Here is an 11,788-nt window from a genome sequence, read left to right as displayed (position 1 = left end):
TCGATCTCCTGCGCAAGAGAAAAGGACATAGCCTCGTGGAGTTCATTTATCGTGCAGCAAAACAAAATATTCCCATTGATGCCGTGAAAAAACAGCTCCACGTGGCATAAGGGGTACCCCGTTTGTCTCTTTTTCGTATGGTAATCATTGTTAATAAAAATGCTCATCTACAGTAAAATACATCTGTTACTTCGTTCTAACTCGAAATAAAACACTCTTAACATTCATCGACATCTTCTAACTTAAAATATTTTTTCACGCATAATGGAATGTCATTTAAATGATCACGTTTCTTTAATTCCATTAACAGATCTTCTTCCGTATGAATCTTGTTGAACATTCCAAATATCTCTCTTTCAATAAACTTTTTTAGTTCATTCTTTCTATCTTCGTCAGGTATAGAAAGATCAAAATCTAATAACTCCATGATTCTTGCATTTTCTTTATCATCCAAGGAACCTAGCCCACGGGAAACATGCATCATAGAACGACCAAGCTCAAGGTTTTTTATAATAAATCCGTAATAAATATAGTAAAAATTACCGTATCTTGATTTTGATAATCTAATTATTTTTATAATCTCATCATTACTAAAGCTCCACTGATTTCCCCTCTTTTTAAAAGAATGAGATTTAAACAAATCATCTAAATATTTTATAAATTCAGATTTATCCATTCTATCACCCCTTAATAAACATGCAAAACTGTTTTCCATTTTCCTCCACGTTCTTGTTCAAATATTCGCTTATATTTTTTTAACTGTCGCTTTCCTTGAGCGATTGCTCTAGGATTATAAGGCTTTAATTCATAGATTGTTCCTGTATTGAAGTCCACAAAATCTGGACGAATACCTTTTATCCCTTTATATTCTTTAATTCTTCCCTTTAATTCATCATGCAAATGTGCCATATATTTTTTATGCATCTGTCGACCAAGTTTGAAATTAGATTTTGGTAACTATTCAGCCACATCATAAAGTGAGCTGAATATTTTCTTCTTTCCTTGTCTATGATGTGAATACTGATAGACAAGGAGGTGAATCGCATGTTGACGGTACAACAAGCTGTATTTACAGTTGAGAGCTTAATCGGCAAAGTTCAACAACAAAAACAGCTCATTCATCAACTTGTTCAAGAAAATGAACATTTGCGTCACGAAAACAAACAGCTACGCAAAGAAAATGAACAACTGAAGTATCGTGTTCAAGAGCTGGAAGCACGCACGAAAAAAAACAGCTCTAATAGCCATTTGCCCCCATCTTCTGACCGTTTTGCCAACACGCGTTCTTCTCGTCAGCCATCTGGCAACAAGCCAGGCGGACAAGAAGGACATCAAGGAACGACGCTCCGTCAAGTGGAACATCCACATCATCGTGTCGTCCACCGTGTGCATACGTGTCAAGGATGTGGGGCTTCTTTGCGTGAAGTCAAACCGTTCAAAGTCGATATCCGTCAAGTGTTTGATGTCCCTCCTGTGGCGATCGAGGTGACACAACATGAACGTGAAGTGAAATCGTGTCCACATTGTCGATGTGTTCAACAAGCCGAATTCCCATCCCATGTCACGAATCATGTGCAATACGGTCCACGGCTCACGGCGCTCGCTGTATATTTGCATCATATCCAATTGATCCCTTACAAACGTTTGAGTGATACAATCGAAGCATTATATCAACACCCAATCAGTACAGGAACCCTTGCCAATATGGTGAAACGAGGACGCGAAGCGCTGGAATCAAATATGGACATCATCGAAGATGCCTTACTTGAATCCAACATCCTGCATGTCGATGAAACGAGTTTGCGCATCAATGGGAAACTCGCATGGGTGCATGTCGCCTGTACATCGAAATATACGTACTTGGCTCCTCACGTTTCTCGTGCAAAGAAAGCGACTGATGATATTGGGATTCTTCCCCGATATGAAGGGACGATGATGCACGATGGATTCGGTACGTATCCAAAATACACGCAAGCCACCCATGCCCTTTGTCACGCCCATCATTTGCGTGAGTTAAAAGGCTTCATCGAACAAGGGCATACATGGGCATCGCGCATGACGACGTTTCTGTTAGCCGCCAAACAGGCTGTCGAAGCTCATCACGGTGCGCTTTCCGAAGAAGAAGCGAAACGATGGGAACGAGTGTATGATCGCATCCTAGAAAGAGCACAACACCGATTGGAAACGGCGACGCCTCTTCCGAAAAAAGCACTCGCTTTTGTTCGACGCCTTCAAAAACGAAAGGAAGAAGCGTTGCGTTTCTTACGTGAAGTACATGTTCCCTTTGACAACAACCAAGCCGAACGCGATCTTCGCATGGTCAAAGTGAAAGGGAACATCTCGGGTACGTTTCGCAAAGAAACATTCGCGCAGTCGTTTTGCATCGCAAGAAGCATCGTTTCCACACTGACGAAACACGAAAAAAACGTGTGGGACTCGTTATGTCTTCTGTTGACGGGCGAAACGCTCGATCGTATTCTTTCTACCACTTAGGGCACTTTCTATCACAGGGATGCCCTATTTGTGTTGCGCTTTTTTATACACTAGCACTGGGGTGAATAGTTACTCGTATTTGGGATGACGACGGAACCGCCAGCAAAAACAACTACAGCTGAACCTCGAAAAGAAAAAGTGGAGAAGGTAGAAGAGGATAAGCAAAAAAAGGAGTCGGCTGAGGATGTTAAAAAGAAAGAGGATAAGGCAGCTAATACACAGCAGAAAGAATCCAAGGCTAATGAAGTGAAGAAAGAGGAAACGCCGAAGAAAACAGACGCTGAGCAAAAAGAGAAGACGGTCGATCAAATTGTTAAAGCGATCATTTATGATGAAGTAGGAAAGAAAACGAATATGGGTGAGAAGCGTATTATTGAGTTACAGGTAAACGACAACATGGGAACAGATGACACAAATGATAAAATTGTAATTGCAAAACTGTATGCTGACGATGGATTTTCTAATGATAGTATTCGAAAAAAAATTCTAATGAATTCTAAAGATTTGTTTGAAACGTTGTTTAAACGAAAAGAAATCAGCGAAGTCGTGTTGCTGTGGCAATTTTCAATGGTTGACGCATATGGAAAAGAGTCAGTTGACACGATTTTAAAGGTTGGTCTCGATCATGAGACAGCAGACAAGATAAATTGGAAAAACTTTGATTACAATAACTTTGAATTAGTAGCTACACAATACTATACTCATCCTGCTCTACTTAAAGAATAGGCTTACTCCATGGGAACCCTGCCTTTTGGCAGGGGGTTTTTTTGTTTTTGCGACATGTTTCGACATTTTTCATGATGGTTGTCTGATATGATAATAAACAAAAAATAACTAGGGGGATCAAAAATGTACGTTGTGGATAGTGTTGGTAGAGTCACTTATCCATCTAACTTTGCAAATAATTTATGGAGTGGGCAAACGCTAAAAAGAGGTGATCGAAATGATTATGTGAAAACGCTGCAATCTTGGCTTTACAAAGCCGGATTTAACCCTGGGGGAATTGATGGAGTTTATGGAGCAAATACAGAGAAGGCTGTGAAGGAATTTCAGAAGAAGGTTGGAATCACGACCGATGGAATTGCGGGGAAACAAACGTACCAAGCTCTACAAGAGTATGTGAGAACACAAACAACAGTGTCCCGATCAAACTCATCAGGTAGCGATGATCATTGGACAGGTCAGACGCTTAGAGAAGGAAGCAAAGGAGAGGCTGTAAAGGAATTACAAAGAATGTTAAATTCGGCAGGATATAATGTTAAAGTGGATGGTGTATATGGTTCCGAGACAGAGGGAGCTGTAAGAAGTTTTCAAAAATCAGTTGGTATATCTGTTGATGGTGTAGCCGGGGCGCAAACTTATAGAAGTCTAAAGTCTTATATCTCATCAAAAGCTAATAAGGGCGTAACAGTTGATATATCTAAAGAAGCACAAAGACTTCAAAAAGAGGCAGAGGAAAAGAAGAAACAGGAATTAGCTAAGTCACTAATGGATGTGGTCACCGATTTTGTTCCTGTTGTTGGTCAATTTAAAGACGCATATAATCTTGTCAATACTTTATTTAATCCTAATGCTACTGCTAAAGAAGTTGGATTAGCATTATTTGCATTCATACCTGTTATTGGAGACTTAAAAGACTTAAAAAATATTGGGAAAGCAGTCGATGTAATCAAATCGACGGTAAAAAAAGGAACAGATAAAATTGATGATGCTGCAGTCAAATTCATTTCAGATAAAATAAACAATATTGACGCAGGAACATTATTAAATTATTCTGAAGATAAAGGTCATACAATTCTAAAACATGTTTCTTTAAAAGATAATGAATTAATTGATCGTATGAAATCAGAAAGAAAAGACGTAAGTACTTATACTAATAAAACTACTGCCAATAATGTGATTGAACTAACAATAAAAGCGAATGCTGATAAAATTGCTGGTTGGCTGTTAAACTCCGAAAGTACAACATTAAGTCTAAATTATAAATATAAACATCCGGTGGGAAGAGGAGTTAAAAAGGGTGCAAATAAAATTGATTATGACCTAAGAAATACTTTCACATTATTAAAAAGAGATCCTAATTCTCCATATGGTTTTTATATTGTTACATCTTATCCGAAGTGGTGATGAATATGATGGAAATTGAGAGAAAATTTAAGACGCTTAAATACTTTGTAGACGGATATTATAATCAATCAATCGATGATCATGAATTTGACGACATGATTAGAGAATTTAGAGACGAAGAACCAGAGAGTTTGGTTAACGCATTAAGAGCTGAATTAGCTGAATTACAAAAACTAATAGACAATGGGGATAGAGAAACATTTAAAAAAGTAGAGATTTTATTGCATGATAATAGTTTACGATATATTGAGTTTGAAGATGGTCAAGCGTTTATTAATCGTGTTTTAAATGTTCTGGATAATAAAAACTAAAATATTCTTACCCAATTTAATTAAAAGGGTCTTCACCATTTTCTGTGATTTTCACTCAATCCCAGAAACATGTTAGCTGGATGAAATAGGTTCATCAGTCAAGATCCTTCTTCCGCATACAGACCACGAAGTTGGTAGAATGGAAACAGTCAAGTGCTTTCCTTGACGGGTTCCATTCTACCAACTATCATACCGATAGCGGAAGAAGGGAGCGCTTAAGCAGCCTGACTGCCTGTAGTGTTCCCTGTACACTCCAGAAATACACGCAAACGAAACCGTTCTCGATTTCGATAGCCATATGCCCGGCGTTTGATGTTTTTGATCTTGTGGTTCGTCCCCTCGATTCGGGCATTCGTATATGGGCACAAAAAGTAGGAAAGAATCGGCTCCTTCCACCTTTCAAGCGTGTTGGCTACTTCCTGAAAAGAAGCAAAAGGGCTCTGTTTGGCTAACTTAATCCATTCTTCCAAGCGTTCCTTTGCTTCGTTATATCCATCGGTTCGGTAAAAATCTCTAAACAACTCTTTCAGATAATAGGCAATGGAAAGTACCAGATACTCCTCCAAGATATCGTCTAATCGACGCCGTTGGTCCTTACGAAGCTTTTCACAGCCTTTTAAGAGAAGATATCGAGCCTTTTTCAATGGAGAACATTCCTTTCTTGCTTGATCCAAGGCTTGTGTCACTTTTTGAACCACATGGTACTTATCGATGACAATCGAAGCAGATGGAAACAGGGCGCGAACCGCCTTATGATAAGGTTCCCACATGTCAAGAATCACCGTTTGGACCATTTCTTTCGACAGGACATTTTGGCTCAACAAGTGGATGGCGGAGTCACATTGGCGATCGGCATGCATTCCCATGACCGATCCAGCTTTAGCATCCATCAATACGGTTTCATACTGATGTCCCTTTTTTACCGCGATTTCATCTAAGCTAAGCACCATTCCTTCTTGAAAAGATGCCCCCTTTGCTGCTTGGCGCTCTTTTACTTTTTTTGATGCGATGGAGTAGTAGATGCGTTCCAATGTCGTATAGGGGATGCGGTGCTTTCGACTAACCTCTTAAATGGTGGAGCCTTCGCAAAGTTCATACAAGTACTCACAAAATCGATTGGTGTAGTGTTGATTGGGTGAAATCGATTCCAAAGAGGCAGAAAACACTTGGGAACAATTCCGGCACCGATAGCGCTTTACCTTGACGAACAAGTACACCGGCTGATGGAAAATCGCCAAATCCCGTACTTTTCTTGTCCGTTTGTCGTGGACAGAGGAAGTGGCAAATCCACAATGAGGGCAGCGCTCCTGGGTCTCTGTTTTCTCTACATGAATCGCATAACCATAGGAAAGAAGTTCTTGTTTAATCACTTTAAATTCTGGCAATCCTAGTGATATAGAAAGCACTTACGAGACCTCCTTAATGTTTATTTCACCACTAACATTATTGCCAGGATCTCGTTAGTGCTTTCTCTTTTTTGTCACTAAATCACAAAATTTGGTGATGAACCAAGTTTTAGGAGATAAAAACGGTAGTAACTGATGATTTTTCAGTTGTTTATAGTTAACGAAAATCATAAAACAGGACATCTTTTTCAAACTGATTTTGGCGTACAATGTAACGAAAAAAATATCTTGCAGGAGTTTCGTGGGTTATGTGTATAGATTGTTGCTCTTGTCGTTTATTCGCCACTACACCCCTTCTAAAAAAGAAACCTTGAAAGGCTTATAGCCAATCAAGGTTCTCTTTGTTTTATTTTTGTGTTCGGAATAGACATCTACATTTACTTAACACCGTTAGAATAATTTAAGAAGAAAGTATCGGCAATTTCTTGTGGAAGTTGTTGATTTACAAAATTGAGCCCCACCCACGATAAAACTGTTTCATCAATAGAGCGCCAATTTTTTAAAATCGGCAATAAATCCGCACTATTGTTTACATCTTGAAGCCCTAAAACACAAACCCCATAACTTCTTTCTCCCCATATTGCCCATTTCATTGAAGGAGGTAGCCAAATAACAGTATAAGAATTGTACAGCACTGCATCCGCTGGACTTTCCTCAGGTCCTAATTCAAGAACATCTAAATATTCATCAGGTGATAAATTGACAGGGAGTTTCATCCAATTATAATAATTAAACTCTTTATAAAAATATTCTACTGGATTAGGGTCTAACACTGCGGTAAGGACATAATCATCTTTTGTTTCTATAGATAATTGCTGGATTGTGCTCCAAAAATCTTTGTCCATTGCCCAGTCAAACTCTTCAAACAAAAAATAATTGAATTGTTCCCGGAATACCTGTTCAGGCAATCTATTTTCTATATAAAACGTATCACTAGCTATTCCTATTAATTTATTAAACTCTTTTTTTTCCCTAACAAATAAAGTTTCTAAATTCATTGGACTCCCCCTATTTTAACCTAATTTTTAAAGTCATTCTTTTGCTCCCTTTTGGATAAAAGTCAGCGGTTGAACCACCTGTGGATTTAGCACCGTCGCGAAGAACATATTTTGCGCCATCTTTTGTCAGTATTATTGTTTTTCCGTCTTTAGATATTGATTTTTTCCATCCATCTCTAAGTAGATTTTTTTCGAACTGCGCTTTAGATACATCAGTCGCTCTGTTAGCATAACGACTACCAGATTTAGTCACATCTACATATTTAGAAGCTTTGCCTGTACCCTTTATAATAAATCTACCTGTATTTCTAACAAGTTTAAATTTTCCTCCACCAACAAAACCAATAGCTGCCGCAGCCGCGACGCCTTTCCATCCTTTTCCCGACTTGTACGCCTTATACGCATCATACGCCGCAAATCCCGCGTTGATAGCCAGCCATACCCAATGCCCATCCGGATCCACCAACATCACCGGATTGTTATTTGCGTACGTGTATCCATTCTGCGTCAAGATATCGTCCGCATCCCCCGGGTCTGGATCCAAGGATAGGAACACACCTTGTTCTGGGCGGTAGTACCGGGCAATCAGGTAATAAAGACCCGTTTCTTTGTCATATTGGTATCCCGCATATCGGTATGGGTTTTCCTCCGCCAATGCGCCGGATTGAGAGAGAATATTCCCCCATGCATCATATTGATAACGGGCAACGATGTTTCCTTGTTCATCCGTCAGGGCGATGACATCGCCATGCGCGTTATAGTGGTAAAAATACGTTGCTGTGCCTTTCTTCATGGCAAGGAGTTGTCCGTTTTCTCCGTATATATACGATCTTACCACATTTCCGCTTGCATCGGTTTCATACAGAACGTTTAGGCTGTCACCTTGGTAATGGTAGTTCGTAATAACACCATTCACATTCTTTTGAATACGGCGACCGTCTTCATCATATTGGTACGTCACAAACGGCGTGCTTTCGCCTTTTCGAGTGATAGCGACAAGCTGATCGGCTTCGTTCCATTCATACCGATACTGGCCGTCTTCGACCCGGTTGCCGTTCGCATCGTACGTGATCGTTTCATCGCCGAAACGAACCAACTGATTCGCCGCATTATAATCAGCCGTTGTCGTCGCCGACTGCCCATCTTTCGTTTTCACGATTTGCTTCCGGTTTCCGAATCCGTCATAGGCATATTCGACTTTTGTACCATCTGGAAGCTGCTCTTCCACTAATTGGTCTAGGGCATCGTAACGGTAGACGGTCGTTTCCCCCGTTGGGGATTCCACTTTCGTCCGGTTGCCGTTTTCATCGTAACGGTACGTTTCCGATAAAATTTCTTTTCCGTCCGCCGTACCGACCGAAACGCTTTCCACGAGGCCGCGGTCATCATACGTAAAGGTCGAACCGGCTCCGTTTCCTGTCGTGAAGGTGCGAACGTTTCCTCTTTCGTCATAATCAAAGCGATACGTATACGTTCCATCTTGGACGACTGTATTTTGATCCAAGGCATTGTATTGGTAATTGATCGTTTGACTAAAGGACCCATGAGAGAACATGAACTGCTGCAATTTATCCGATGTGGTTGGGTACAGCCATTTTTGCAGCCCGCCACGGTCCGACAGTTCCACCAGCCGATTCGCTTTATCAAATGTTCTCGTTTTGGTGGTGCCGTCTTTTAGATATTGAACAGAAAGTTCGTTTCCGTTTTTATCATAACTAAATTCGTAATACGGGACGTTGTTGTAGGAAACAGTTTTGACTCTTTCGGCCCCGTCATACGTCCATTGAATCGTATTTCCTTTCGGCAAAACCGTTTTGATTTTATTTCCGTTGGCATCATATTCATTCGTTGTCACATCATTCAACGGACCGACGATTTTAATGAGTTTACCGGTCGCATCATAAGAATAGGCAAATGTTTGAGACTGGCCGTCGCTGGTTCGAATGACTTTTGAAGTCATATTGCCATTCAAGTCATAATCATAGTTGACGGAAGTACCGTTCGCTAACAACAGCTGTTTTAAGCGATCCGATAAATCATACGTGTACTCTTTCTTGTTTCCTTTCTTATCGTACTCGCTTAACAGGTTTCCTACGGCATCATAATTCTTTTTCGCCACATAGCCTTCTTCATCCACTTTTTCCGTGACATAATTTCCGCTTGCGTCATACTTGTTTTTCGTTACGACGTTGCCTTCCATCAAGCGAATGGCGTCAAACCAGACCGTTCCTGTGTAGTTTCCGCGGAACATAGCGGATACGTCCACCTTGTCAATCGGCTTCGACGGATGGATCGAAATAGCCGCACGATTCCAATCTTGCGTGCCGATCGGAAAATCAGCGGTATACGTTTGGGTCGTTCCGTCTGCAAAATAGACTTTCGTGGTAATGGAATAATCGCTTGCACTCACTGTACCATTGGCTTTGACATCCTGCGCTTTGGAAAGACCTGTGAGTGTCAGACGAAGCGGCGTATCACTTGAAGTTTGCCCTACGATCACCGTCTGCTTATATTCACTAGCTGATTGTGTGGTGCTAGTTCTCGATATTTTGAGAGAGTAAGCCCCGTCGAACGACTCCGTATTATCTACGCTTCCTCCTGTTCCACTCCAATTCGTGGTGGTTCCTTCAAAACTACTATTTACAACTGGGTTGTAGCTGGAAGAAACCTGCGCTTCTTCCAATTGAACATTATCAAACCAGGCTTCTCCGGAAGCATCTGGAGACTTATGATCGACCTCTAAATAGACGCGTACTTTCGCCACGTTCGAAGGAGTGGTAAACGTCACTTGCCGCTCTGTCCAAGGTCTTGTGCCTACCAATTGACTATAACGATTGTCCGTCCAAGAAATTCGACGATTTTGGCTATCTAAAAATTCAACATTAAAGAACGCACTGGCTTTCGTTAAATTTGTTTTGATTTTTCCACTTAATGTGTATGTCGCATTCGGTTTTACCGCAATTTCTTGCGTAGCGGCCACATAACCGGCTTCTGCACTAGACGACGTCGAATTCACTGTGATTTTTAACGTTTTTCGTCCCGTCAACCCATTATAAACATTCGTATCTTCCTGTAACTGCCCGGAATCATACGAACGAAGCACAGTCCAAGCGGTCGTTCCCTGTTCAAAGCCGTGATTAGAGAGTAAATTGGTCGCACTGCCCAATGCGTCACTTTCTTCAATCACATTTCCATAGGAATCGTACTTCGCTACAGAAGACGTTTTTCCCGATTGATCGGTTTCGGATACTGGATTTAAGCCATCATACGCAACCGTTGTCTTGTCGCCTTCTGTATCTGTCATGGAGATGACATCGTTATTTGGATTATACTGGTAGATTTCGGTCCCATAGCTATCCTTCGCTGTTAACACATTTCCATTCGCATCGTACGTATATGATTCCGTCGGTGTAGTGGCCCCAACATCATTCGGATCGTATGATTCCTTTAAATTGTTGCCTTCATACACATATTTCGTTGTAATATTTAAGCCGCCTACGTCATCCACAACCTCAATCGGGTTACCAGCCTCGTTGAAAGTATATTGAGTTTTGCGGCCATTCGGCTTTTGTATGAGCAATCGCCGTTCCGTTGGATCATAGGTCAATGTGTATACATGGCCTTCGGAATCACGTACTTGACTAAGCCTGTCGCCGTCGTACACGAACTGATTGACAACTGGCTGATCCTCCGTATGTGTCGGCTCGAATACTTTGACTAGACGATCAATCTCATTGTATTCATATCTTGTCACTTCTCCGCCCGCCTGAGTCACCGTCGTTAACAAATCATTCGTGTAGCCATATGTCACCGTCCGATTCATATTTATCGTAATTGTAATACAATATATCCAAAAGAAGAGAAAAAACTAGAAATAAAGGATGCCCTCATGCGAAGGCATCCTTATTTCTTACTTCTTCAAGTTGTAGAACGTTTTTATTCCATCGTATACCGCTGTTTCGCCTAATTGATCTTCAATGCGAAGCAATTGGTTGTATTTTGCAACGCGGTCTGTACGTGAAGGTGCACCTGTTTTAATTTGACCAGCGTTTGTTGCTACTGCGATGTCGGCGATTGTGCTATCTTCTGTTTCACCAGAACGGTGAGAAATAACCGCTGTGTAACCTGCGCGTTTCGCCATTTCAATCGCTTCAAATGTTTCTGTTAATGTACCGATTTGGTTTACTTTAATTAAGATCGAGTTGCCGACACCTTGCTCAATACCTTGTGCTAATTTTTTCGTATTTGTTACGAATAAGTCGTCACCGACGAGTTGTACTTTTTTGCCAAGGCGTTCTGTTAATAACTTATGACCAGCCCGGTCGTTCTCATCTAAGCCGTCTTCGATCGAAATGATCGGATATTTGTTGACAAGTTCTTCATACCAAGCAACCATTTCTTCTGACGTTTTCACAACGCCTTCGCCTTCTAAATGGTATTTGCCTGTCTCTTT

8 protein-coding genes and 2 pseudogenes are annotated in these 11,788 nt (G+C 40.9%); 4 read left to right on the top strand and 6 right to left on the bottom strand.

Going from position 1 to position 11,788, the window contains the following annotated elements; genetic code table 11:
* Positions 1-217: 217 nt before the first annotated feature.
* Together BM213_RS12400 and BM213_RS12395 are read right to left on the bottom strand one after the other, a co-directional pair.
* Positions 218-676, bottom strand: coding sequence for a DUF4304 domain-containing protein (locus BM213_RS12400; protein ID WP_167357411.1), 459 nt, complete (start codon positions 674-676; stop codon positions 218-220).
* An 11-nt stretch (positions 677-687) separates the two neighbouring features.
* Positions 688-939, bottom strand: a pseudogene (locus tag BM213_RS12395) (hypothetical protein); the annotation flags it as partial.
* A 105-nt stretch (positions 940-1,044) separates the two neighbouring features.
* Here BM213_RS12395 and tnpC point away from each other — a divergent pair.
* From tnpC to BM213_RS12375, 4 genes are all read left to right on the top strand, one after another.
* On the top strand, positions 1,045-2,493 hold the full coding sequence (tnpC, locus tag BM213_RS12390; protein ID WP_091704612.1) for an IS66 family transposase: 1,449 nt from the start codon (positions 1,045-1,047) through the stop codon (positions 2,491-2,493).
* An 84-nt stretch (positions 2,494-2,577) separates the two neighbouring features.
* Positions 2,578-3,219: a hypothetical protein gene (locus tag BM213_RS12385; RefSeq protein ID WP_091704610.1), complete on the top strand. Its 642-nt coding sequence runs from the start codon at positions 2,578-2,580 to the stop codon at positions 3,217-3,219.
* A gap of 123 nt (positions 3,220-3,342) precedes the next feature.
* Positions 3,343-4,620: a peptidoglycan-binding protein gene (locus tag BM213_RS12380; protein ID WP_091704606.1), complete on the top strand. Its 1,278-nt coding sequence runs from the start codon at positions 3,343-3,345 to the stop codon at positions 4,618-4,620.
* 5 nt (positions 4,621-4,625) lie between these two features.
* A complete protein-coding gene (locus BM213_RS12375) occupies positions 4,626-4,931 on the top strand; it encodes a contact-dependent growth inhibition system immunity protein (protein WP_019417960.1) in 306 nt (101 codons plus the stop codon).
* A 215-nt stretch (positions 4,932-5,146) separates the two neighbouring features.
* On the opposite strand, the pseudogene BM213_RS12370 reads toward BM213_RS12375, so the two are convergent.
* The 4 genes and pseudogenes from BM213_RS12370 to BM213_RS12355 all read right to left on the bottom strand — a co-directional run.
* Positions 5,147-6,337, bottom strand: a pseudogene (locus tag BM213_RS12370) (ISL3 family transposase).
* Between the two features lie 377 nt (positions 6,338-6,714).
* Positions 6,715-7,335, bottom strand: a complete 621-nt coding sequence (locus BM213_RS12365; protein WP_081211444.1) for a hypothetical protein — start codon at positions 7,333-7,335, stop codon at positions 6,715-6,717.
* Between the two features lie 10 nt (positions 7,336-7,345).
* Positions 7,346-10,843 (bottom strand): RHS repeat domain-containing protein, encoded by a 3,498-nt coding sequence (locus BM213_RS14540; protein ID WP_244149291.1) that lies wholly within the window; start codon positions 10,841-10,843, stop codon positions 7,346-7,348.
* Between the two features lie 402 nt (positions 10,844-11,245).
* Positions 11,246-11,788 (bottom strand): phosphopyruvate hydratase family protein (locus BM213_RS12355; RefSeq protein ID WP_482746374.1); only part of this gene is annotated, 543 nt, incomplete at its 5' end.

The organism is Anoxybacillus pushchinoensis, assembly GCF_900111795.1.
In the GTDB taxonomy this organism is placed as follows: Bacteria; Bacillota; Bacilli; order Bacillales; family Anoxybacillaceae; genus Anoxybacillus; species Anoxybacillus pushchinoensis.
The sequence above is the reverse complement of the archived record's forward strand: the minus strand, read 5'-3'. Positions and strand labels throughout refer to the sequence as shown.